The sequence below is a fragment of the Streptomyces roseochromogenus subsp. oscitans DS 12.976 genome (assembly GCF_000497445.1).
GTDB classification, from domain to species: domain Bacteria; phylum Actinomycetota; class Actinomycetes; order Streptomycetales; family Streptomycetaceae; genus Streptomyces; species Streptomyces oscitans.
Genome location: NZ_CM002285.1, coordinates 2640780 through 2664622, shown reverse-complemented (window position 1 = coordinate 2664622; position 23843 = coordinate 2640780). Strand labels below are relative to the sequence as shown.

Annotated in this window: 25 protein-coding genes; 23 read left to right on the top strand and 2 right to left on the bottom strand. The window is 70.5% G+C overall.

Going from position 1 to position 23843, the window contains the following annotated elements; all coding sequences use genetic code 11:
• The 3 genes from M878_RS61325 to ftsH all read left to right on the top strand — a co-directional run.
• Positions 1-1374 (top strand): HD domain-containing protein (locus tag M878_RS61325; RefSeq protein ID WP_023546472.1); only part of this gene is annotated, 1374 nt, incomplete at its 5' end.
• 226 nt (positions 1375-1600) lie between these two features.
• A complete protein-coding gene (gene ffh, locus M878_RS61320) occupies positions 1601-3151 on the top strand; it encodes a signal recognition particle protein (RefSeq protein ID WP_023546471.1) in 1551 nt (516 codons plus the stop codon).
• A 59-nt stretch (positions 3152-3210) separates the two neighbouring features.
• Positions 3211-5154, top strand: a complete 1944-nt coding sequence (gene ftsH, locus M878_RS61315) for an ATP-dependent zinc metalloprotease FtsH (protein WP_031224742.1) — start codon at positions 3211-3213, stop codon at positions 5152-5154.
• Positions 5155-5261: 107 nt separating this feature from the next.
• Here the strand turns inward: ftsH and M878_RS61310 are convergent, their stop codons facing one another.
• Positions 5262-6194 (bottom strand): class I SAM-dependent methyltransferase, encoded by a 933-nt coding sequence (locus tag M878_RS61310; RefSeq protein WP_209445514.1) that lies wholly within the window; start codon positions 6192-6194, stop codon positions 5262-5264.
• A 523-nt stretch (positions 6195-6717) separates the two neighbouring features.
• Between M878_RS61310 and M878_RS61305 the strand changes: the two genes are divergently transcribed.
• From M878_RS61305 to M878_RS61225, 17 genes are all read left to right on the top strand, one after another.
• On the top strand, positions 6718-7314 hold the full coding sequence (locus M878_RS61305) for a hypothetical protein (protein WP_023546468.1): 597 nt from the start codon (positions 6718-6720) through the stop codon (positions 7312-7314).
• A gap of 322 nt (positions 7315-7636) precedes the next feature.
• Positions 7637-8056 (top strand): 30S ribosomal protein S16, encoded by a 420-nt coding sequence (gene rpsP, locus M878_RS61300; protein WP_023546467.1) that lies wholly within the window; start codon positions 7637-7639, stop codon positions 8054-8056.
• A 5-nt stretch (positions 8057-8061) separates the two neighbouring features.
• Positions 8062-8301, top strand: a complete 240-nt coding sequence (locus tag M878_RS61295) for an RNA-binding protein (protein WP_003973401.1) — start codon at positions 8062-8064, stop codon at positions 8299-8301.
• 105 nt (positions 8302-8406) lie between these two features.
• A complete protein-coding gene (rimM, locus tag M878_RS61290; protein ID WP_023546466.1) occupies positions 8407-8988 on the top strand; it encodes a ribosome maturation factor RimM in 582 nt (193 codons plus the stop codon).
• A complete protein-coding gene (gene trmD / locus M878_RS61285; protein WP_023546465.1) occupies positions 8985-9818 on the top strand; it encodes a tRNA (guanosine(37)-N1)-methyltransferase TrmD in 834 nt (277 codons plus the stop codon). Before rimM ends, trmD begins: the two co-directional genes overlap by 4 nt.
• A 137-nt stretch (positions 9819-9955) precedes the next feature.
• On the top strand, positions 9956-10306 hold the full coding sequence (gene rplS / locus M878_RS61280; protein WP_023546464.1) for a 50S ribosomal protein L19: 351 nt from the start codon (positions 9956-9958) through the stop codon (positions 10304-10306).
• 47 nt (positions 10307-10353) lie between these two features.
• Complete coding sequence (lepB, locus tag M878_RS61275; RefSeq protein ID WP_031224741.1) at positions 10354-11049, top strand: signal peptidase I; 696 nt, start codon at positions 10354-10356, stop codon at positions 11047-11049.
• Positions 11042-12133, top strand: coding sequence for a signal peptidase I (lepB, locus tag M878_RS61270; protein ID WP_023546462.1), 1092 nt, complete (start codon positions 11042-11044; stop codon positions 12131-12133). The genes lepB (M878_RS61275) and lepB (M878_RS61270) overlap by 8 nt, the downstream gene beginning before the upstream one ends.
• The gene (gene lepB / locus M878_RS61265; RefSeq protein WP_209445513.1) at positions 12021-13004 is read left to right on the top strand and encodes a signal peptidase I; all 984 of its coding nucleotides are present in this window, start codon (positions 12021-12023) and stop codon (positions 13002-13004) included. The genes lepB (M878_RS61270) and lepB (M878_RS61265) overlap by 113 nt, the downstream gene beginning before the upstream one ends.
• Before the next feature lie 184 nt (positions 13005-13188).
• Complete coding sequence (gene lepB / locus M878_RS61260; protein ID WP_023546460.1) at positions 13189-13974, top strand: signal peptidase I; 786 nt, start codon at positions 13189-13191, stop codon at positions 13972-13974.
• Positions 13964-14488, top strand: coding sequence for an NUDIX hydrolase (locus tag M878_RS61255; protein WP_023546459.1), 525 nt, complete (start codon positions 13964-13966; stop codon positions 14486-14488). Before lepB (M878_RS61260) ends, M878_RS61255 begins: the two co-directional genes overlap by 11 nt.
• A gap of 75 nt (positions 14489-14563) precedes the next feature.
• Positions 14564-14872: a DUF2469 domain-containing protein gene (locus tag M878_RS61250; RefSeq protein ID WP_003965949.1), complete on the top strand. Its 309-nt coding sequence runs from the start codon at positions 14564-14566 to the stop codon at positions 14870-14872.
• Between the two features lie 81 nt (positions 14873-14953).
• Positions 14954-15349: a YraN family protein gene (locus tag M878_RS61245; RefSeq protein WP_106962702.1), complete on the top strand. Its 396-nt coding sequence runs from the start codon at positions 14954-14956 to the stop codon at positions 15347-15349.
• A complete protein-coding gene (locus M878_RS61240; RefSeq protein ID WP_023546457.1) occupies positions 15350-16975 on the top strand; it encodes a YifB family Mg chelatase-like AAA ATPase in 1626 nt (541 codons plus the stop codon). It begins immediately after the preceding gene.
• Positions 16972-18132: a DNA-processing protein DprA gene (gene dprA, locus M878_RS61235; RefSeq protein ID WP_031224739.1), complete on the top strand. Its 1161-nt coding sequence runs from the start codon at positions 16972-16974 to the stop codon at positions 18130-18132. The genes M878_RS61240 and dprA overlap by 4 nt, the downstream gene beginning before the upstream one ends.
• 321 nt (positions 18133-18453) lie before the next feature.
• Entirely contained in the window at positions 18454-19296 is an 843-nt protein-coding gene (whiG, locus tag M878_RS61230; protein WP_023546455.1) for an RNA polymerase sigma factor WhiG, read from the top strand.
• 65 nt (positions 19297-19361) lie between these two features.
• A complete protein-coding gene (locus tag M878_RS61225; RefSeq protein WP_023546454.1) occupies positions 19362-19916 on the top strand; it encodes a TetR/AcrR family transcriptional regulator in 555 nt (184 codons plus the stop codon).
• Positions 19917-20013: 97 nt separating this feature from the next.
• Here M878_RS61225 and M878_RS61220 read toward each other — a convergent pair whose 3' ends face one another.
• Complete coding sequence (locus M878_RS61220) at positions 20014-20598, bottom strand: M23 family metallopeptidase (RefSeq protein WP_106962701.1); 585 nt, start codon at positions 20596-20598, stop codon at positions 20014-20016.
• A 271-nt stretch (positions 20599-20869) separates the two neighbouring features.
• On the opposite strand from M878_RS61220, the gene rpsB reads away from it, so the two are divergent.
• The 3 genes from rpsB (at position 20870) to pyrH (ending at position 23747) form a co-directional block, all read left to right on the top strand.
• Complete coding sequence (gene rpsB, locus M878_RS61215) at positions 20870-21748, top strand: 30S ribosomal protein S2 (RefSeq protein ID WP_023546452.1); 879 nt, start codon at positions 20870-20872, stop codon at positions 21746-21748.
• 176 nt (positions 21749-21924) lie between these two features.
• Positions 21925-22761, top strand: coding sequence for a translation elongation factor Ts (gene tsf / locus M878_RS61210; protein ID WP_023546451.1), 837 nt, complete (start codon positions 21925-21927; stop codon positions 22759-22761).
• Positions 22762-22988: 227 nt separating this feature from the next.
• Entirely contained in the window at positions 22989-23747 is a 759-nt protein-coding gene (gene pyrH / locus M878_RS61205; RefSeq protein WP_014675284.1) for a UMP kinase, read from the top strand.
• Positions 23748-23843 lie beyond the last annotated feature (96 nt).

Here is a 23843-nt window from a genome sequence, read left to right as displayed (position 1 = left end):
CCGCTCTCCCTGCACGCCGTACGGCGCATGGCCGCCACCGTGCGCCCCCTGCCCACGCCCTGGCCCGCCGAGGCCCGCGAGCAACTGGTCACCCTGCTCGGCTCCGGCCGCCCGACCGTCGAGGTGTGGGAGGCACTGGAGGCGGAGGGCCTGATCAGCCGTCTGCTGCCGGACTGGGAGCGGGTCCGCTGCCGCCCGCAGCGCAATGCCGTCCATGTGTGGACGGTCGATCGCCACCTCATCGAAACAGCGGTCCGCGCCTCCGAGCTGACCCGCCGCGTCAGCCGCCCCGACCTGCTTCTCGTCTCCGCCCTGCTGCACGACATCGGCAAGGGCTGGCCCGGCGACCACTCGGTGGCCGGCGAGATCATCGCCAAGGACGTGGCCGCGCGGATCGGCTTCGACCGGTCGGACGTGGCCGTGCTGTCCCTCCTGGTCCGCCATCACCTGCTGCTCATCGAGACGGCCACCCGCCGCGACCTGGACGACCCGGCCACCGTCCGCTCGGTCGCCGAGGCGGTCGGCACCCAGAGCACCCTGGAGCTGCTGCACGCCCTGACGGAGGCCGACGCCCTCGCCACCGGACCGGCCGCCTGGTCCTCCTGGCGCGGCTCCCTCGTCGCCGACCTGGTCCGGCGGGTCTCCGCTGTACTCGCCGGAGACGCCCCCGACGAGCCGGAGCCCGCCGCGCCCACGGCCGAGCAGGAGCGGCTGGCCATCGAGGCCTACCGCACCGGTGGACCAGTCCTCGCGCTGCGCGCCCAGACGGAACCGGTCACCGAGGAGGAGACCGCCCAGGAACCCCTCGGCGTCGAGCTGCTCATCGCCGTACCCGACCAGCCCGCCGTGCTCCCCGCCGTCGCCGGTGTCCTCGCCGTGCACCGCCTCACCGTCCGCACGGCCGAGCTGCGCACCCTGACCTTGCCGGACGACGTCGAGGACGGCGCGGTGCTGCTGCTCAACTGGCGGGTGGCCGCCGAGTACGGCTCCCTGCCCCAGGCCACCCGGCTGCGCGCCGACCTCGTCCGCGCCCTGGACGGCACCCTGGACATCGCCGGCCGCCTCGCCGAACGGGACGCGGCCTACCCCCGCCGACGCGGCTGGACCGCGCCGCCGCCCCGGGTGACGGTGGCTCCGGCCGCCTCCCACCACGCCACGGTGATCGAGGTCCGCGCCCAGGACGCCCCGGGCCTGCTGCACCGCATCGGCATGGCCCTGGAGAAGGCGGGGGTACGGGTACGGAGCATGCACGTGAGCACGCTGGGCTCCAATGCCGTGGACGCCTTTTACGTCACGACCGGCGCGGGGGAGCCGCTGCCCGGGGACGACGCCGGGTCGCTGGCGCGGGTGCTGGAGGAGACGTTGCGGGCGTGAGCTTGCGGCCGTTGTGCTCGTTCGCTCGGCGTGGTCTCCGCACACGCGGAGGTGATCCGAGGATGTCGTCCGGGGGGACGGCATCGCGGATGTGTTCCCCGCCGACGCGGGGGGTTTGCGTCCTCGCCCGCTCATCGAAGCGAGCGGGCGAGGACGAACGGCTTGCGGGGCCGGATACCCTGGAGGGCAGCCCAGACCATTTCCGACCCCGAGGACCGACGCCGCCGTGTTCGATACTCTCTCCGATCGCCTTTCAGCGACCTTCAAGAACTTGCGCGGCAAGGGGCGCTTGAGCGAAGCGGACATCGACGCCACGGCGCGCGAGATCCGTATCGCGCTCCTCGAAGCGGACGTGGCCCTCCCGGTCGTCCGGACGTTCATCAAGAACGTCAAGGAGAGGGCTCTCGGCGCCGAGGTCTCCAAGGCGCTGAACCCGGCCCAGCAGGTCCTGAAGATCGTCAACGACGAGCTGGTGACCATCCTCGGCGGCGAGACCCGGCGTCTGCGCTTCGCCAAGCAGCCGCCCACCGTGATCATGCTCGCGGGTCTGCAGGGTGCCGGTAAGACCACCCTCGCGGGCAAGCTCGGCCGCTGGCTGAAGGAGCAGGGCCACTCCCCGCTGCTGGTCGCCGCCGACCTCCAGCGCCCGAACGCCGTCAACCAGCTGAGCGTCGTCGCCGAGCGCGCGGGCGTGGCGGTCTTCGCGCCGGAGCCGGGCAACGGCGTCGGCGACCCGGTCCAGGTCGCCAAGGACTCCATCGACTACGCGAAGTCCAAGGTCCACGACATCGTGATCGTGGACACCGCCGGCCGCCTCGGCATCGACCAGGAGATGATGCAGCAGGCCGCGGACATCCGCGACGCCGTCTCCCCGGACGAGATCCTGTTCATCGTCGACGCGATGATCGGTCAGGACGCCGTCAACACCGCCGAGGCCTTCCGCGACGGCGTCGGCTTCGACGGCGTGGTGCTCTCCAAGCTCGACGGTGACGCCCGCGGTGGTGCCGCCCTGTCGATCCGGCAGATCACCGGCAAGCCGATCATGTTCGCGTCCAACGGCGAGAAGCTGGACGACTTCGACGCCTTCCACCCGGACCGGATGGCCTCCCGCATCCTCGACCTGGGTGACCTGCTCACCCTGATCGAGCAGGCGGAGAAGACCTTCAGCCAGGAAGAGGCCGCCAAGATGGCCTCGAAGCTGGCGTCCAAGAAGGGCCAGGACTTCACCCTGGACGACTTCCTGGCCCAGATGGAGCAGGTCAGGAAGATGGGCAGCATCAGCAAGCTGCTCGGCATGCTTCCGGGCATGGGCCAGATCAAGGACCAGATCCAGAACATCGACGAGCGGGACGTCGACCGCACCGCCGCGATCATCAAGTCGATGACCCCGGGCGAGCGTCAGGACCCGACGATCATCAACGGCTCCCGCCGCGCCCGTATCGCCAAGGGCTCCGGCGTCGAGGTCAGCGCGGTGAAGAACCTGGTCGAGCGGTTCTTCGACGCCCGCAAGATGATGTCCCGCATGGCCCAGGGCGGCGGTATGCCCGGCATGCCGGGGATGCCGGGGATGGGCGGCGGCCCCGGCCGGACCAAGAAGCAGCCGAAGAAGGCCAAGGGCAAGCAGCGCTCCGGCAACCCGATGAAGCGCAAGCAGCAGGAGCTGGAGGAGGCCCAGCGCCGCGAGGCGGCCGGACAGGCCGGCGGCGCGTTCGGGCTGCCGCAGCAGGGCGGCCAGGACTTCGAGCTGCCGGACGAGTTCAAGAAGTTCATGGGCTGAGTTCGCCCCTGTTCACCACTGGGCATGCCAGGGGTTGGTCATTGTCGTACGGTCCGGATATGACCAACCCCGCGCCGCCGCGTAAGTCGCCCGACCAGCCCTGGCGTACCGAAGGCGCTCCGGAGGAGCCGCCGAAGCCGCCGTCCGGCGGGCCGAGGATGCGCGGCGGCTGGTGGCGCCTGATCCTCACCGCGCTGATCGTGTACCTGATCGCGAACCTGGTGCTGTCGTACTTCGACCAGGAGACCGAGCCGACGATCGCGTACACCGAGTTCAGCAGGCAGGTGAACGACGGCAATGTCGCCAAGATCTACGCCAAGGGCGATTCGATCCAGGGTCAGCTGAAGAAGGAACGGAAGAACCCCGAGGGCGGCGGGAACTACACCAAGTTCAATACCGAGCGCCCGTCCTTCGCGAACGACAGCCTCTGGTCGAACCTGACCAAGCACAACGTCACGGTCACCGCCGAACCGGTCGTCCAGCACCGCAGCTTTCTCTCCAACCTGCTGATCTCGCTGGCGCCGATGCTGCTGCTGATCGCGGTGTGGGTCTTCATCTCGCGGCGGATGAGCGCGGGGCTCGGCGGTGCGGGCGGCATGCTGGGCCGCAAGGCGCTGCCGAAGCCGGTCGAGCTGGTGCCGGGCGAGAAGCGCACCACCTTCGCCGACGTGGCCGGCATCGACGAGGTCGAGGGCGAGCTGAACGACGTCGTCGACTTCCTGAAGAACTCCGACGCCTACCGCCGCATGGGTGCCAAGATGCCCCGCGGGGTGCTGCTCGCGGGCCCGCCCGGCACCGGAAAGACACTGCTCGCGCGGGCGGTCGCCGGCGAGGCGGGCGTGCCGTTCTTCTCCGCGTCCGCGTCCGAGTTCATCGAGATGATCGTGGGCGTCGGCGCCTCGCGCGTCCGGGAACTGTTCGCGGAGGCCCGCAAGGTCGCGCCGTCGATCATCTTCATCGACGAGATCGACACCATCGGGCGGGCCCGCGGCGGCGGCGCGTCGATGGGCGGGCACGACGAGCGCGAGCAGACCCTGAACCAGATCCTCACCGAGATGGACGGCTTCTCCGGCTCGGAGGGCGTCATCGTCATCGCGGCCACCAACCGCGCCGACATCCTCGACCCGGCCCTGACCCGCCCCGGCCGCTTCGACCGGGTGGTCCAGGTCTCGCCCCCGGACCGCGGCGGCCGTGAGGCCATCCTGGAGATCCACACCCGCGACATCCCGCTGGCCCCGGACGTCGACCTGGCCCAGGTCGCCCGTACGACCCCGGGCATGACCGGGGCGGATCTGGCCAACCTCGCCAACGAGGCCGCCCTGCTCGCGGTGAAGCGCCAACAGGAACGCGTGCACCAAGCCGACATGTCCGACGCCCTGGAGAAGGTCCAGCTCGGCGCGGAACGGCCGCTGGTGATGCCCGAGGAGGAACGCCGGCGCACCGCCTACCACGAGAGCGGGCACGCCCTGCTGGGCATGCTCCAGCCGGGCGCCGACCCGGTCCGCAAGATCACCATCGTGCCGCGCGGCCGCGCCCTCGGCGTCACCCTGTCCACGCCGGACGCGGACAAGTACGCGTACACCGAGGAGTATCTGCGCGGCCGGATCATCGGTGCGCTCGGCGGCATGGCGGCCGAGCACGTCGTCTACGACGTGATCACCACCGGCTCCGAGAGCGACCTGGAACAGGTCACCAACATCGCGCGCGGAATGGTGTCCCGCTGGGGCATGAGCGAGGAGGTCGGCCGTCTCTCCGCGCTCCCCAACGACGCCCAGCAGGCCTACGGCCTCGCCGCCGCCCCGCAGACGCTCGACGTGATCGACACCGAGATGCGGCGGATCGTGGACGAGTGCTACGAGGAGGCGTGCCGCAAACTCCGCGACCACCGCGGCCAGTTGGACGCCCTCGCCGAGGCACTGCTGGCGAACGAGACCCTGGAGGAGGCGGACGCGTACCGGATCGCCGGGATCACGCGCCTGACGAAGGACCTCGACGGGGCCTAGGCCTGTCGTCAAACTCCCTCCCCCGCGCTCGGCTCTGCTCGCGCGGGGAACCCTCGGTCGCCGCCGGGCCGCCCTCCGGGCGGACGACGGGAGTTCGACCACAGGGCCTAGGGCACCCGGGCGATGAGGTAGCGGAAGACGTTCGGCATCCACACGGTCCCGTCCGGGCGCCGGTGCGGATGCAGGGCCTCCGTCAGCTCCTTGTCGACCTGCTTGGCGTCGGTCGCCGTGATCGCCGCGTCGAACAGGCCGGTCGACAGCAGCCCGCGTACGGCACTGTCGACGTCGGCGTACCCGAAGGGGCAGGCCACCCGCCCCGAGCCGTCCGGCTTCAGCCCCGCCCGCTGGGCGACCTCCTCCAGGTCGTCCCGCCGGGCCGGCCGCCAGCTGCGCGCGCTGCGCAAGGGATCGGCCAGTTTCGTCGCCACCCGCAGCACCGAGGAGGTGGCGCAGCGCTCCGGCGGACCCCAGCCGGCCAGCACCACGGCGGCCCCGCGCGCGGCCGCCGGCAGCGCGTCCGCCAGCAGCTCGCCGAGCCCCTCGGAGTCACCCGCGAGGCAGCCGATCGGCTCGAAGACGGTCACCAGGGTGTACGCGGCCGTCTCCGCGCCGGCCACGGCACCGGGCGAGCCGTCGAGGAGCCGCACGGCAGCACGCGCGCGTGGGCGATTTCTTCCACCGCTTCTTCCACCGCGCGGACTGTGTCCGCGCGGTCCGCCGGGGACGCCGCCGTTCGCGTCGCGCGGGGTGTCCGGCAGCAGGCGGTCGCGGGCGAGCGCCAGCCGTTCGGGTGAGGAGGCGTCGGCCCCGGTGACCGCGGCGCCTCTGCCGGCCGCCAGCAACAGCGCGAGCCCGGAGCCGCAGCGCAGGCCCAGCAGCCGGGTGGCGGGGCCCACTTCGAGTCGGTCGTAGACGGCTTCGTAGAGCGGCACCAGCATCCGCTCCTGGATCTCGGACCAGTCACGCGCGCGTGCGTACCGGTCCACGCGGGGTGCGGAATCCGCGTGAGACGCGTGCTGCCGCACGAGCGTAGGTGTCATAGGTAAGCGCCCCAATCCGCCGACAGTTCGCCGCTGTGCCCGGTTGCGTGGCCCCCGTGCCGTGCGCGCGCACTTCCCACGTATGCCAGGTAACTCCCGGCTCGCGGCTCCGTCCAGGGGGCGTGGAGCCCCGCTTGGGGTGCGGGCCCGGCTGTGGCGAGATTTCACATCCCGGCAATCTGGAGGGCCGTACGGTGTCCGCTTCGGGGGAACGGGCCGGTGCCGGGGGGTCGGGCCGCACGGGGTAACGCTCCGGCCGTCGCTAACGCTGACCGAGGTGAGGCTCCGCGCCGAGAGCGGCCGAAAGGACTCTTGCGCACTCGCCGACCACAGCCGTGCCCGGCTGTACTGGCGGGATCGTAGTGCGGACTACGCACCGGCTTGGTATGAGCTGTGAAGCTTCTCCGCAGATCAGCGCACCCGCCCTCGTCCGGACGCATCAGCGGCAACTGACGGGTACGTGCAAATTATTTGGGATGCCCCGGAATAGGAACACAGCGGCACCCCCGCTCGTTGTCATTACGTGAGCACGACACAGACACCACCTGTTCTCGCCGCAGAGCTGGCGCAGGCGTGGGCCGACATTCAGCGGTACCACTCCGAGCTGCCGGACCTTGCCGCGCCAGAGTCCCTGATCGGAGAGTCGTCGTCCGCGTGCGGTCACGAACTCTCCTTCGAGCGACTGCTCCATGAGGCAGTCCACGGCATCGCCGCCGCCCGTGGGATCCGCGACACCTCCCGCGCCGGCCGATACCACAACCGCCGTTTCCTCGCGATCGCCGAGGAGCTGGGCCTCGACCACCCCGAGGAGCCGCACCCGAGCAGCGGCTTCTCCCTGGTCACGCTCAGCCCCGAGGCCAAGCGGCGCTACCGCCCTACCATCGAGCGGCTCCAGCGCGCGCTGAGGGCGCACACGGCAGCCACCTCGTCGGACACCACCCGCACCTTCCGTGGCCCGGCCGCCCGGCACGGCTCCTCCGGCGGTGGCGTTCGCGTCAAGGCGGTCTGCGACTGCGGGCGCAACGTCCGCGTGGTTCCCTCGGTCCTGGCCCAGGCCCCCATCGTCTGCGGCGGCTGCGGCAAGCCGTTCAGAATCCCGGAGGTCGCCGGGGCGGCGTAGCGCCGGACGGGCCGCAGAACACCGGCATCTCGTGGGTGCCGGGCAGTGGCCTCCGTAACCCGCGGTACCTCGTGGCGCCGAGCAGCGCACCCGACGCAAGGTCACCTCCGCGCCGGGTGCGCTGACCCATGCCCGGCGCCGGCTCATCCACCCTCGGCCAGAAGCGACCCGCAGGGTGTGGCACAATGGCTAGCTGTACTCGACAGCCGCACAGGACCCCTCTCTCCTCCGGCTGACGCGTCCATCGGGCACTCGGGTACCGCAACCCCACGCGGCAGACTCGCCGTGCCCAACCACGTCAAATCCAGGAGAACCCACTCCCGTGGCAGTCAAGATCAAGCTGAAGCGTCTGGGCAAGATCCGTTCGCCTCACTACCGCATCGTCGTCGCCGACTCCCGTACCCGCCGTGACGGCCGGGCCATCGAGGAGATCGGCAAGTACCACCCGACCTACAACCCGTCGGTCATCGAGGTGGACGCCGATCGCGTGGCGTACTGGCTGGGTGTCGGCGCGCAGCCGACCGAGCCCGTTCTCGCCATCCTGAAGAAGACCGGCGACTGGCAGAAGTTCAAGGGCGAGCCGGCTCCCGCGCCGCTGCTCGTCGCCGAGCCGAAGCCGGCCCGTCCGTCGTTCGAGGCTCTCGGCGGTGACGACGAGGGCAAGGGTGAGGCGATCACCCAGAAGAAGAAGGCTGAGAAGAAGGACGAGGCTGCGGCTGAGTCCGAGTCGACCGAGGCCTGAGCAGCATGCTCGAAGAGGCGCTTGAGCACCTCGTGAAGGGCATCGTCGACAACCCTGACGATGTGCAGGTCGCCTCGCGCAACCTGCGCCGCGGGCGCGTGCTGGAGGTCCGGGTCCACCCCGACGACCTCGGCAAGGTGATCGGCCGCAACGGCCGGACCGCGCGCGCTCTGCGCACCGTCGTGGGCGCCATCGGCGGTCGCGGTGTCCGCGTCGACCTCGTCGACGTGGACCACGTCCGCTGACGCTTCAACGCAACCGGCTCGGGCCGGGGAGGGCCACTGGGCCGTCCCCGGCCCGAGCCGTATCAGCAGGATGCGCGAGCAGGAGATGACAGGAGAATTGGACACGTGCAGCTGGTAGTCGCACGGATCGGCCGCGCCCATGGCATCAAGGGCGAGGTCACCGTCGAGGTACGTACCGACGAGCCCGAGCTGAGGCTCGCCCCGGGCGCCGTCCTGGCCACCGACCCGGCCTCCGCCGGGCCGCTCACCATCGCCACCGGCCGCGTCCACAGCGGCCGCCTGCTGCTGCGCTTCGAGGGCGTCAGCGACCGCAACGGCGCCGAGGCCCTGCGCAACACCCTGCTGATCGCCGAGATCGACCCCGAGGAACTGCCCGAGGGCGAGGACGAGTACTACGACCACCAGCTCATCGACCTCGACGTGGTCACCGAGGACGGGGCGGAGGTCGGCCGGATCACCGAGATCTCGCACCTGCCTTCCCAGGATCTGTTCATCGTGGAGCGCCCGGACGGGACCGAGGTCATGATCCCGTTCGTCGAGGAGATCGTCGCCGAGATCGACCTGGAGGAGCAGAGGGCCGTCATCACGCCCCCGCCGGGCCTGATCGACGACCGCGCCGAGATCGACTCGTCCCGGGAAGAGACCCGGGAAGAGTCCGGGGGAGAGTCCGGGGAAGACAGCGCATGAGGCTCGACGTCGTCACGATCTTCCCTGAGTACCTGGAGCCCCTGAACGTCTCCCTGGTCGGCAAGGCACGCGCGCGTGGGCAGCTGAACGTCCAGGTGCACGACCTGCGCGCGTGGACGTACGACCGGCACAACACGGTCGACGACACGCCGTACGGCGGTGGCCCCGGCATGGTCATGAAGACCGAGCCCTGGGGCGACGCCCTGGACACGGTCCTCGCCGACGGTTACGAGACCGGCGCCCAGGCCCCCGCGATCATCGTCCCCACCCCCAGCGGCCGCCCCTTCACCCAGGAACTCGCCGTCGAACTCTCTGAGCGCCCCTGGCTGATCTTCACGCCGGCCCGCTACGAAGGCATCGACCGGCGCGTCATGGACGAGTACGCGACCCGCATACCGGTGTACGAGGTGTCCATCGGCGACTACGTCCTCGCCGGCGGCGAGGCGGCCGTACTCGTCATCACGGAGGCCGTCGCCCGGCTGCTGCCCGGCGTCCTCGGCAACGCCGAGTCCCACCGCGACGACTCCTTCGCGCCGGGCGCGATGGCGAGCCTCCTGGAGGGCCCCGTCTACACCAAGCCGCCCGTCTGGCGCGGCCGGGACATCCCGGACGTGCTGCTCAGCGGCCACCACGGGAAGATCTCCCGCTGGCGCCGCGACGAGGCCCTGCGGCGTACGACCGCCCACCGCCCCGACCTGATCGAGCGCTGCGACCCCAAGGCCTTCGACAAGAAGGACCGCGAGATGCTCTCCATCCTGGGCTGGGAACCGGACCCGGCGGGGGAGCCGTACGGCCGATTTTGGCGGCGGGCCGAGGGCGTGGAAGAATAGACCGCTGTTGTGCGCCCGTCCGGCGTGCGCCCCTGCCACAGGGGGACACGACGCCCGTCCCGACCCGCACCAACAGCTTCATGCAAACACCTAGTTTCCGTTGATGACCTGTGGCATCAGCGAAGAAAGCAGACGAAATGTCTCACCTGCTCGACACCGTCGACGCCGCGTCGCTGCGCGGTGACATCCCGGCCTTCCGCCCGGGTGACACCGTCAACGTCCACGTCCGCGTCATCGAGGGCAACCGCTCCCGTGTGCAGCAGTTCAAGGGCGTTGTGATCCGCCGCCAGGGCTCCGGTGTCCGCGAGACCTTCACGGTCCGCAAGGTCTCGTTCTCCGTCGGCGTCGAGCGCACCTTCCCGGTGCACACCCCGATCGTCGAGAAGATCGAGCTGGTCACCCGTGGTGACGTGCGCCGCGCCAAGCTGTACTACCTCCGTGACCTGCGCGGCAAGGCCGCGAAGATCAAGGAGAAGCGCGAGAACTGAGCGCTCTGAACGGGGTCTGCAGCGCGGCGGGATAGCATCTCGCCCCGATGGACACCGAAGCACAGCCGACGGAACGCGATCGCTCCTCCCACCCGGATTCCCCGGGGCCAAAGGAGCGGTCGCGTTTCGCGTTGGCGGAGCGCGTCGCCGACTGGCTGCCGGGCGGCCGGATCGTCCTCACCCTCTTCGTCTGCCTGGTGTTTTTGCTGGTCCTCAACACTTTCGTGGTGCAACCGTTCCAGATTCCGAGCGGATCCATGGAACAGGGTTTGAGGATCGGGGACCGCGTTCTCGTAAATAAGTTGGCGTACCGTTTCGGTGCTCAGCCACGGCGCGGCGATGTGATCGTGTTCGACGGCACCGGGTATTTCGGGGACGCCGACTACGTCAAACGCGTTGTCGGGGTGGGGGGAGACCACGTGGTCTGCTGCGACAAGAAGGGAAGGATCGAGGTGAACGGCCGCGCCGTCGACGAGTCGGCGTTCCTCTATCCCGGGGACACCGCCTCCAGCGTGCCCTTCGACGTCGCCGTGCCCGCCGGCCGCCTCTTCGTCCTCGGCGACCACCGCAGCGACTCCAGCGACTCCCGGGACCATCTCGGCTCCCCCGGTGGCGGCATGATCCCGGTCGGCGATGTCATCGGCCGCGCCGACTGGATCCTGTGGCCCTCCGCCCACTGGAAACACCTCACGCGGCCCTCCGCCTACGCGCGCGTGCCGGCCCCGGAGCGTGCCCATGGGTAACCGCGGCAAGCCGCGCGGGCTGCCCAGCAGCCCCGCCGACAATCTGCTGCCCACCGGATCGCGCCGCACCTCCGCGCCCGGCGGCGGCCGTACGCGCGCGGAGCGGCGGAAGCTCCAGCGCAAGGTCAAACGCAAGCGCCGGCGTTCAGCCGTTCGGGAGATCCCTCTTCTGGTGGGTGTGGCCGTCCTGATAGCGCTGGTCCTGAAGACCTTCCTCGTCCAGGCGTTCGTGATCCCGTCCGGCTCGATGGAGCAGACGATCCGCATCGGCGACCGCGTCCTGGTCGACAAGCTCACCCCGTGGTTCGGCACCAAGCCGCAGCGCGGGGACGTCGTCGTCTTCCACGACCCGGGCGGCTGGCTGGCCGACGAGCAGACGGCCAAGAAGCACGACCCGGTCGTCGTCAAGCAGCTCAAGGAAGGCCTCACCTTCATCGGCCTGCTGCCGTCCGACAATGAGAAAGACCTGATCAAACGGGTCATCGGGGTCGGCGGCGACCACGTCAAGTGCTGTGACGCGCAGGGCCGGGTCACCGTCAACGGCATACCGCTCACCGAGGGTGATTACATCTATCCGGGGGACGCCCCGTCCGCCCAGTCCTTCGACATCACCGTCCCCAAGGGCCGGCTGTGGGTGATGGGCGACCACCGGGGTAACTCCGCGGACTCCCGTTTCCACCAGAACACGCCCTACGGCGGCACGGTCTCCGAGAAGTCCGTCGTCGGCCGGGCCGTCGCCATCGGCTGGCCGGTCGGCCACTGGACCCGTCTGCAGGAACCTAAAACCTTCGCAAGCGTGGCGAACTCCGTGTCGGGTGTGACTGCCGGTCCCCGGCTGTCGCATAGGGTTGCCCCCGAGAATCCGAACGGACTGACCCAGCTCCCGACCCCTGCGGAACTCCCGCTCGTTATGGGAGTAGTGGGCCTGCACCGTATGCGGGGCAGGCAGCGGCACACAGTGAGGAGTTGGCGTGGGGGATGTGGCGGTTGGCGCACGGTCGGGGCACGACGGCGAGGAGCACCGCGGGCACCCCGTGGAAGCGAACGCCCCCGTGCCGGACGGCGCCATGACCTCAGGGAATGACCCGGCGGGCGACCAGGACGGGCCCGGCGAGGAGCAGCGGCCGCCGGGCGGGGCCGCGGGCTCGGGCGAGTCGGCCGGCCGGCCGAAGAAGCAGCCGCGCTCCTTCTGGAAGGAGCTGCCGATCCTCGTCGTGATCGCGCTGGTCCTGGCGCTGCTGATCAAGACGTTCCTGGTGCAGGCGTTCTCGATCCCGTCCGCCTCGATGCAGAACACCCTTCAGGTGGGTGACCGCGTCCTGGTCGACAAGCTCACCCCGTGGTTCGGTTCCAAGCCGGAGCGCGGCGAGGTCGTGGTCTTCCACGACCCGGACGACTGGCTGGCGGGCGAGCCGGCGCCGACCCCGAACCCCGTGCAGAGGGTCCTCAGCTGGATCGGCCTGATGCCGTCCGCCAATGAGAAGGACCTGATCAAGCGCGTGGTCGGCGTCGGCGGCGACACCGTCCAGTGCAAGGGCACCGGCCCGCTGCTGGTCAACGGCAAGGCGCTGAACGAGCCGTACGTCTATCCCGGCAACACGCCGTGCACCGATGACGACCTGGGCGGCCAGTTCAAGGTGAAGGTCCCCCAGGGCTACATCTGGGTGATGGGCGACCACCGCCAGAACTCCCGCGACTCGCGGTACAACCAGTCCGACAAGCACCACGGCATGGTCCCGGTCGACGACGTAGTGGGCCGCGCCATCGTCAAGGCCTGGCCGATCAACCGCTGGGGCACCCTCCCGATCCCGGACACCTTCGACCAGCCCGGCATCTCCCAGCAGTCCTCGGCCTCCGACGCCCTGACGGTGGCCCCCCAGGGCGTCGCCATCGCGGCGGTCTTGCCGGTGGCGGTGTGGAGGCGCCGCAGGGCGGTGAAGACGGAGCGCGGCTGACAATCAGCGCGAGGAGTGCCCCGGGGCCTTGTCTCGGCCGACCGAGTCGGGAGGGGGTGGGCGGAGGTGGGGTCCAGGGACAGAGCCCCTGGCGGGCTCTGGGGCGGCGCCCCAGGAGGGCCGACCAGCGGAGTCGGGCAGGTGGGTGGGCAAGCCCAGGTACCGCCGGGTAGGGTCCGGGGCCATGGGTGGCGAGAGCACGACGCGTACGGCCCCGCGCAACGGCGGGACAGGCACGGCACAGCCCGGCGGCAGCCGGCTCGGACAGCGGCTGTCCGGAGTGGCCGTGGCCCTGGGTCTGGTGCTGTTCCTCGGCGGGTTCGCCTGGGCGGCGGTCAGCTACCGGCCGTACACCGTGCCCACCAGCTCCATGACGCCCACCATCGACGCCGGCGACCGGGTGCTGGCGCAGAAGGTCGACGGCGGCGAGATACGGCGCGGTGACGTCGTCGTCTTCACGGACACCAGCTGGGTCAGCAACTCCAAGGTGGTCAAGCGCGTCGTCGCGGTCGGCGGCGACACCGTCTCCTGCTGCACGAACGGCAAGCTGACCGTCAACGGCAAGCAGATCGACGAGCCCTATCTGCCCAAGGGCAGCCTGGCCGAGAACCAGAACTTCCCGACGGTGACCGTCCCCGAGGGCCGCCTCTTCCTTCTCGGTGACGAGCGCCAGGGTTCCCTGGACTCCACGGCCCACCTCACCGACGCGGCCAAGGGCACGGTCTCCAGCGACGCCGTGACCGCCCGTGTGGACGCCGTCATATGGCCCTGGAAGGGCTCGCTCAAGCGGCCCACCGGCTTCGAGGCCCTCGGCACCCTCTCGCAGCCCGGCCCGCTGGGCACGATCGAGCTGCTGATCGGCGCCGGCGCCGTCCTGGTCCTGGCGGGCGGCGCCTACGGCCCGATCGCCGGCCGCCTGGGCCGCTCCCGCGCCCATAAGGCCCGCCCGGAGGCGGCCGGTGTCCGCTGAGGCCACGCGGACCGGCGAGGAGTGGTACGAGGGCGGTCTGCGCAAGGTGGCCCGGGTGGTCCTCCTCGACCCCGAGGACCGCATCCTGCTGCTGCACGGCCATGAGCCGGACGATCCGGCCGACGACTGGTGGTTCACCCCGGGCGGCGGTCTGGAGGGCGCCGAGACACGTGAGGAGGCCGCGCTCAGGGAGCTGGCCGAGGAGACCGGCATCACCGACGTCGTACTGGGCCCGGTGCTGTGGCGGCGCATGTGTTCCTTTCCCTTCGCGGGCCGCCGCTGGGACCAGGACGAGTGGTACTACCTGGCCCGTACGACGCAGACCGCCACCGAGGCCACGGGGCTGACGGAGCTGGAGCGGCGCAGCGTCGCCGGTGCGCGTTGGTGGACGTGTCAGGAACTGACCCGGGCACATGAGACGGTGTATCCGACCAGACTCGCCGAGCTGCTGCGCACGCTGCTCGACGAAGGTCCCCCGGCCAGTCCCGTGACCCTCGACGCGGAAATCGTCTAGCGACCCGGAAATCGTCTGAGTGCCCGTCGGACTGGCGCACAATGGTGGGATCGCACGGCTGAAGGGGAACATGCCATGAGCGCCGAGGACCTCGAGAAGTACGAGACCGAGATGGAGCTGAAGCTCTACCGGGAGTACCGAGACGTCGTCGGTCTGTTCAAATACGTGATCGAGACCGAGCGGCGCTTCTACCTCACCAACGACTACGAGATGCAGGTGCACTCCGTCCAGGGTGAGGTGTTCTTCGAGGTGTCGATGGCCGACGCCTGGGTCTGGGACATGTACCGGCCGGCCCGCTTCGTGAAGCAGGTCAGGGTTCTCACGTTCAAGGACGTGAACATCGAGGAGCTGAACAAGAGCGACCTGGAGCTTCCGGGCGGGTGATCCGCACTCGCCCGTGCGGGTGACGAGGTTTTCCACAGCAGGCGAGCAACCCACCAAGATCAACAACTGAGGCCGGGATGCGTGACCGTTGGCGCCGGAGGTGGTGCCGGCATGAGCAACGCACGCAGTGCACTCGGCAGGTACGGCGAGGATCTGGCCGCCCGGCGGCTGGCCGAGGCCGGAATGGCGGTCCTGGAGCGCAACTGGCGCTCCGGCAGGACCGGTGAGATCGACATCGTGGCCAGGGACGGCGACGTCCTGGTCGTATGCGAGGTGAAGACCCGCAGGGGCGGCTGCTTCGAGCATCCGATGGCCGCGGTGACCCCCGAGAAGGCGGCCCGGCTGCGCGAACTGGCCGAGCGCTGGATCCAGACCCACGGAGGGGCTCCGCCGGGCGGCGTCCGCATCGACCTGATCGGCGTCCTGCTGCCCCAGCGCGGCGCCCCGTCCGTCGAGCATGTACGGGGGGTGGCCTGAATGGGATTCGCCCGCACCTGCTCGGTGGCCCTCGTCGGCGTCGAGGGCGTCGTCGTAGAGGTCCAGGCCGACCTCGAACCCGGCGTCGCAGCCTTCACCCTGGTAGGCCTCCCGGACAAAAGCCTCACAGAAAGCCGCGACCGCGTCCGGGCGGCGGTGGTGAACTCGGGCGGCGAGTGGCCGCAGAAGAAGCTCACCGTCGGACTCAGCCCGGCGTCGGTGCCCAAAGCCGGCTCCGGCTTCGACCTGGCCGTCGCCTGCGCGGTGCTCGGCGCCGCCGAACGGATCGATCCGCGTGTTCTCGCGGACATCGTGATGATCGGGGAGCTGGGCCTGGACGGCCGGGTCCGACCGGTCCGCGGCATCCTGCCGGCCGTCCTCGCCGCGGCCGACGCCGGTTACGACCAAGTGGTCGTGCCCGAGTGCGCCGCCGCCGAGGCCTCGCTCGTCCCCGGCGTCTCGGTGCTCGGCGTCCGCAGTCTGCGGCAGCTCATCGCGGTCCTCACCGAGGAGCCCGTCCCCGAGGAGGAGCCGGACGAGCAGGGACGCCCTGACCCGCTGCTGGCCGGTCTGCGCATGCCCGGCACGGGTGCGGCCACCGGTATGCACAGCGTCGGCGCCGCACAGCACGACCACGATCACGACCTGGCGGACGTCGTGGGTCAGACCTCGGCCCGCACAGCCGTGGAGGTGGCCGCCGCCGGCGGACACCACCTGTTCCTGGAAGGCCCTCCCGGTGCGGGCAAAACCATGCTCGCCGAGCGGCTGCCCGCGGTCCTGCCCCGGCTGACCAGGGAGGAATCGCTGGAGGTCACGGCGGTGCACTCGGTGGCCGGGCTGCTGCCACCGGGCAAGCCGCTCATCGACGTAGCTCCCTACTGCGCACCGCATCACTCGGCCACGATGCAATCGCTTGTCGGCGGCGGCCCCGGGATCGCACGACCCGGCGCGGTCTCTCTCGCCCATCGTGGCGTGCTGTTCCTGGACGAGGCGCCCGAGTTCCACAGTCAGACCCTGGACGCCCTGCGGCAGCCGCTGGAGTCGGGGCATGTGGTGATCGCGCGCAGCGCGGGTGTCGTCCGGTTCCCGGCCCGCTTCCTCATGGTGCTGGCGGCCAACCCCTGTCCCTGCGGACGCTTCTCCCAGCGGGACTCCCTGTGCGAATGCCCCCCATCGGCGATCCGCCGCTACCAGTCCCGGCTCTCCGGCCCGCTGCTGGACCGGGTGGATCTGCGTGTCGAGGTCGACCCGGTCACCCGGGCCGAGCTCACCGAACCCGGCGCTCGGGGCGAGTCCACGGCGATCGTCGCCGAGCGGGTACGGCAGGCCCGCGAGCGCACGGCGGCCCGCCTGGCCGGAACACCGTGGCGCACCAACAGCGAGGTGCCGGGGCGGGAACTGCGCAGCCGCCACCAGGCCGTGGCCGGCGCGATGGACGAGGCCGAGCGCAGCCTCGAACGGGGTGTGCTCACCGCCCGCGGCATCGACCGGGTCCTGCGCGTCGCCTGGACGGTCGCCGACCTCGTCGGACACGACCGCCCGGACGCGACCGACGTCGCCCTGGCCCTGCAGCTGCGCACCGGAGTCCCGCGAGGGGTGCCGATGGCCATCGGGGCGCTGACATGACCACGGGCGAGGATCCCGGAGCCGAGGTGCTCCGGCGAGTCTTTCTCTGCCGGGTTGTCGAGCCGGGGGACGAGGTTGGGGGGCGGTGGGTTCGCGAGTTTGGGGTGGGGGAGGTGGTGCGGCGGTTGCGGGAGGGGGCGGAGGCGTTGCCGGAGGTGAGCGAGGTGCGGTGGGCCGGGCTGGTCGCGCGGGCTCGGCGGGCCCAGCCGGAGCGGGATCTCGCCGTGGCCCGGGCCGCCGGGGCCCGGTTCGTGGGGCCCCATGACACGGAGTGGCCGCGGCAGCTGGACGACCTCGGCGACGCCCGGCCGATCGGGCTCTGGGTGCGCGGCCGGCCCAGCCTGCGGATGTGGGCGCTTCGGTCCGTGGCCGTGGTGGGCGCCCGTGCCTGCACCGAGTACGGGACCCATGCCGCCGCCACCCTCGCCGCAGGGCTCGCCGAGCGCGGCTGGGTGGTGGTCTCGGGCGGCGCGTACGGCATCGACGGCGCCGCCCACCGAGGCGCCCTCGCCGCCCGCGGAGCCACTGTCGCGGTCCTGGCCTGCGGCGTCGACCGACCCTACCCCCGCGGTCACACCGCGCTGATCGAAAGGATCGCGGAGCAGGGACTCGTGGTCGGCGAGCTGCCCCCGGGGGATCATCCGACGCCGAGCCGGTTCATCCTCCGCAATCGCGTCATCGCCGCCCTGACCAGGGGCACCGTCGTCGTGGAGGCCGCCTGCCGCAGTGGCTCGCTGGCCACCGCGCGGGCCGCACAGCGCCTCGGCCGGTTCACCATGGGCGTCCCCGGCCCCGTCACCAGCACACTCTCCGCCGGCGTGCACGAACTGCTGCGCGGCGAGGCCGTCCTGGTCACCGATGCCGCGGAGATCGTGGAACTGGTGGGTGACATGGGCGAGCTGGCGCCGCCCCGGCGGGGCCCCGTACTCCCGCGTGACCTGCTGGAACCCGCCGCCCGGGCCGTCCTCGCCGCCCTGCCCGGCAACCGCGCGGCCTCCGTCGAGGAGATCGCGCTCGGCACACCGACCACCCGGGACGAGGCGATCGCGAGGCTGTACGAACTCCGAGCACTTGGTTACGTCGAACGACACGACGATGGCTGGAAGTTGACACGCCAGGCGGTGATGTCGGTCCGCACCGGTCGCGGCCCGTCCTGACCGAGCGTGTTCGGCCGTCCGGGGGAACGCCCGACGCCCTTGACGTTTCCCGGAGTTGACCCTCCGGCCGATCACCCAGAGCGAGCTGCGGAACGCGCCCGTGAGGCGCGCCGGAGCGCCCCGCGCACGGGTGGAGCCTCCCTGTTCGCACACCGCGACAGCTCAGTCACGCTACGCTCACAAAGGAGCCGGCACAGATCCCGCCAACTCGACAGCAGACCGACAGCTCACCCAGGTAGCCCACTCCTCCCGCCGAACCCCACCCCGTCCCACTTCACAGCACTTCACAGCACTTCACGGCAGAACGGCACAAGGCGACGAATGCCCCAGCACACCTCCGGGTCCGACCGGGCGGCGATCCCCCCAGCCGCCCGCGACGGTGGCAGCGAGCGGCCGCCCGCTCCCTCGACGCTCGACGAGCTGTGGCGGTCGTACAAGGCCACGGGGGACGACCGGCTGCGGGAACAGCTGATCCTGCACTACTCGCCGCTCGTGAAATACGTCGCGGGGCGGGTGAGCGTCGGGCTGCCGCCCAATGTCGAGCAGGCCGACTTCGTCTCCTCGGGTGTCTTCGGGCTGATCGACGCGATCGAGAAGTTCGACATCGACCGGGAGATCAAGTTCGAGACGTACGCGATCACCCGTATCCGGGGCGCGATGATCGACGAGCTGCGGGCGCTGGACTGGATCCCGCGGTCGGTACGGCAGAAAGCGCGGAACGTGGAGCGCGCCTACGCCACCTTGGAGGCGCGGCTGCGGCGTACGCCGAGCGAGGGCGAGGTCGCCGCGGAGCTGGGCATGGAGGTCGACGAGCTCCACGCCGTGTTCAGCCAGTTGTCGCTGGCCAACGTGGTCGCGCTGGAGGAACTGCTGCACGTCGGCAGCGAGGGCGGGGACCGGCTCAGTCTCATGGACACGCTGGAGGACACCGCCGCGGACAATCCGGTGGAGGTGGCCGAGGACAGGGAGCTGCGGAGGTTTCTCGCGCGGGCCATCAACACGCTGCCCGAGCGGGAGAAGACCGTGGTCACGCTGTACTACTACGAAGGGCTCACCCTCGCCGAGATCGGCAACGTCCTCGGGGTCACCGAGAGCCGGGTCAGTCAGATCCACACCAAGTCGGTGCTGCAACTGCGGGCCAAGCTGGCGAGCTTCGGGCGCTGAGTCCTCCCTTTCCGGGACGGGGTGTCCGTAAAGTGGTTGACGTGCCAAGGATTCGAGCGGCCTCCGTGGCCGAGCACCGGTCGATGCAGCGAGCCGCCCTGCTGGACGCGGCCCGGTCCCTGCTGTCCGAGGGCGGGACGGAGGCGCTGACCTTCCCGGCTCTCGCCGAGCGCACGGGGCTGGCGCGGTCGTCCGTGTACGAGTACTTCCGGTCGCGGGCCGCCGTGGTCGAGGAGCTGTGCGAGGTCGACTTCCCCGTGTGGGCGGCGGAGGTCGCGGCGGCGATGGAGCGGACGGCGTCGGCCGAGGGCAAGGTCGAGGCGTATGTGCGCCAGCAGCTGGCGCTGGTGGGGGACCGGCGGCACCGGGCGGTCGTCGCCATCTCCGCGAGTGAGCTGGACGCCGGGGCGCGGGAGAAGATCCGGGCGGCGCACGGGGGGCTGGTCGCGATGATCGTCGAGGCGCTCGGGGAGATGGGGCACGAGCAGCCTCGGCTGGCGGCGATGTTGCTGCAGGGGGTTGTGGATGCGGCGGTGCGGAGGATCGAGCTGGGGGCGGAGGAGCCGGCGGCGGTGACCGAGGCGGCTGTGGGGATGGCTCTGCGGGGCGTGAAGGGCTGACCTCGGCTGTCGCCGGGTGTGGTGGGTTTCGCCTGCCCGTGCCTGCGGGGTGCCGCTGCGAGATGACGGCCGCTGCCGGAGGCACGGCTGCCCTCGGCTACCGCGGAACCGGTACCCCCAGCACCGGCAACAGCCTCGGTGGCGCCCCGTGCACAAGCCACGGTGGGAGCAGGGACAACGGGTTCACATAGGTTTCGCCTCGCAGCAGGCCCCAGTGGACGCAGGAAGTCGCGCAGTGGGAAGCCGTTGGGCCGACGGTCCCCACCACATCCCCCGCTCTCAGCTCGTCGCCCTTCTTCACCGACGGGGTCACCGGCTCGTACGTCGTTCGCAGGTCCGTTCCCTTCAGTGCCACCGAGACCACCCCCACGCCCGCCACCCGGCCCGCGAAGGACACACGGCCCGGGGCGACCGTGCGTACGGGGGAACCGGGCGGCGCGGACAGGTCAACGCCGCGATGGCCGGGGCCGTACGGCGTGGACGGGGGCTCCCAGCCGCGCAGCACCAGGGGGCGGACGCCCACCGGCCAGATGCGGGCGAGGGGCGGGATCGGGGGCTGGGGAGCCGGTGCGGGGGGTGGGGGAGGGGTGTCCGCCCAGGCCCACGGGGGCGGCAGGGCCGCCCCCGCCAGACCGAGAAACAGCCCCGCCGACAGCAGGGCGTATCGCATCACTCGTCGCATGTGAAAACCCTCCCGTACCCCGTCGATCATGGCCGGAGACTGTGGACCGCACCCCGGTTGTGGACAGGGGCGTCACCTGCTGCCTCGCCGGTCCCGTACACTTCTTCTGGCGATCCGGGTCACCGGGTCGACTTCGCACGCCCCGACACCGGGCCGGTCAAGCGGTCGGTGTCAGCGCCTCTCGGTCCTAGCGGCAAGGCGCGTCGCGGGCGTCAGGCGCGGGAGCCGTCCGGCATCCGCGGCACAACCGAGAACCAAGGAGAATACGGCCATGGCCGTCGTCACGATGCGGGAGCTGCTGGAGAGCGGCGTCCACTTCGGTCACCAGACCCGTCGCTGGAACCCGAAGATGAAGCGCTTCATCTTCACCGAGCGCAACGGCATCTACATCATCGACCTGCTCCAGTCGCTGTCGTACATCGACCGCGCCTACGAGTTCGTCAAGGAGACCGTCGCCCACGGCGGCACGGTCATGTTCGTCGGCACCAAGAAGCAGGCGCAGGAGGCCATCGCCGAGCAGGCCACCCGCGTCGGCATGCCCTACGTCAACCAGCGCTGGCTGGGCGGCATGCTCACCAACTTCTCGACCGTCTACAAGCGTCTGCAGCGCCTCAAGGAGCTCGAGCAGATCGACTTCGAGGACGTCGCCGCGTCCGGTCTGACCAAGAAGGAGCTTCTCGTGCTCTCGCGCGAGAAGGCCAAGCTGGAGAAGACCCTCGGTGGTATCCGCGAGATGCAGAAGGTGCCGAGCGCCGTCTGGATCGTGGACACCAAGAAGGAGCACATCGCGGTCGGCGAGGCCCGGAAGCTGAACATCCCGGTCGTCGCCATCCTCGACACCAACTGCGACCCCGACGAGGTCGACTACAAGATCCCGGGCAACGACGACGCGATCCGCTCCGTCACCCTGCTCACCCGTGTGATCGCCGACGCCGTCGCCGAGGGCCTCATCGCCCGTTCCGGCGTGGCCGCCGGTGAGAAGGGCGAGAAGGCCGCGGGCGAGCCGCTCGCCGAGTGGGAGCGCGACCTGCTCGAGGGTGAGAAGAAGGCTGACGAGGCTCCGGCCGCCGCCGAGGCCCCTGCCGCCGAGGCTCCGGCTGCCGAGGCCGCTCCGGCCGAGGAGAAGCCCGCCGAGGGCGAGCAGGCCTGACGCACGCGTTGACGGCGGGGGCGGTACGGCATCCCATCGCGCCACCGGCGCGGTTAAGTCCGCCCCCGCTGTTCACCCGTAGGTCGGCACGACGGATGTGTTCCGCGGCTACATGTGGCATGCAAGACCGTGCTGACCTGAAGATCTTCCAGACTTCGAGAAAGACTCACAGACTCATGGCGAACTACACCGCCGCCGACGTCAAGAAGCTCCGTGAGCTCACCGGCGCCGGCATGATGGACTGCAAGAAGGCGCTGGACGAGGCCGAGGGCAACGTCGACAAGGCCGTCGAAGCGCTGCGCATCAAGGGCCAGAAGGGCGTCGCCAAGCGCGAGGGCCGCTCCGCCGAGAACGGCGCCGTGGTCTCCGTCATCGCCGACGACAACTCCTCCGGCGTCCTGGTCGAGCTGAAGTGCGAGACGGACTTCGTCGCCAAGGGTGAGAAGTTCCAGGCCGTCGCCGCCGCGATCGCCGAGCACGTCGCCAAGACCTCCCCGGCCGACATCGAGGCCCTGCTCGCCTCCGAGATCGAGGCCGGCAAGACCGTCCAGGCGTACGTGGACGAGGCCAACGCCAACCTCGGCGAGAAGATCGTCCTGGACCGCTTCGCGCAGTTCGCCGATGGCTACGTGCTCGCCTACATGCACCGCACCATGCCCGACCTGCCGCCGCAGATCGGTGTCCTGGTCGAGCTGGACAAGCCGAACGCCGAGGTCGCCAAGGGCATCGCCCAGCACATCGCCGCCTTCGCGCCGAAGTACCTCTCCAAGGAGGACGTGCCGGCCGAGGTCGTCGAGTCCGAGCGCCGCGTCGCCGAGGAGACCACCCGCGCCGAGGGCAAGCCCGAGGCCGCCCTGCCGAAGATCGTCGAGGGTCGCCTCAACGGCTTCTTCAAGGACGCCACGCTGCTCGGCCAGCCCTACGCGCTGGACAACAAGAAGTCGGTCCAGAAGGTGCTGGACGAGGCCGGTGTCACCCTGAAGCGCTTCTCGCGCATCAAGGTCGGCATCTGAGTCCGGACCACGATCGACTCGCGACCCACACCGAGATCCCGGAACAATCCCCGGTGAAATCCCGATAGGGTCGTAAGCAGTCGTCCGCGTACACCGCCACACCCCGGCGTGCGGCGGACGGCAGCAGATCTGACGAGGAGGCCATTGCCGCGCATGGGAGCGAAAAGCGACCCCATCGGCAATGGCCTTCTTCGTATGTGCAACACGTGAAAGAGGCGGGATCTTCCATGACCACCAAGGCCCAGAAGAGCGACGACGGCAAAGTACGCGGCCGGTTTCTGCTGAAGCTGTCCGGAGAGGCCTTCTCCGGCGGCGGGGGCCTGGGCGTGGACCCGGACGTGGTGCACAAGATCGCCCGCGAGATCGCGGCCGTCGTCCGGGACGGCGCGCAGATCGCGGTCGTCATCGGCGGCGGCAACTTCTTCCGCGGCGCCGAGCTGCAGCAGCGCGGCATGGACCGCGCCCGCTCCGACTACATGGGCATGCTCGGCACCGTGATGAACTGTCTCGCCCTCCAGGACTTCCTGGAGAAGGAGGGCATCCAGTCCCGGGTGCAGACCGCCATCACCATGGGGCAGGTCGCCGAGCCGTACATCCCGCTGCGCGCCGTGCGCCACCTGGAGAAGGGCCGTGTGGTCATCTTCGGCGCCGGTATGGGCATGCCGTACTTCTCCACCGACACCACCGCCGCCCAGCGCGCCCTGGAGATCGACGCCGAGGCGCTGCTCATGGGCAAGAACGGCGTGGACGGGGTGTACGACTCCGACCCCAAGACCAACCCGGACGCCGTCAAGTTCGACGCCCTCGGCTACGGCGAGGTCATCACCCGCGACCTGAAGGTCGCCGACGCCACCGCCATCACACTGTGCCGCGACAACAAGCTCCCGATCCTCGTCTTCGAGCTTCTCGCGGAGGGCAATATCGCCCGCGCCGTCAAGGGTGAGAAGATCGGCACGCTGGTGGGCGACCAGGGCAGCCGGGACTGACCGGCACACCCCCGTCGCCCGGGGTACGCCACCTGTCCGGGGGACGGACGGGACGCGCCCTGGCCGGGGGATGGACAATGTCCTGCCGGTCGGGAA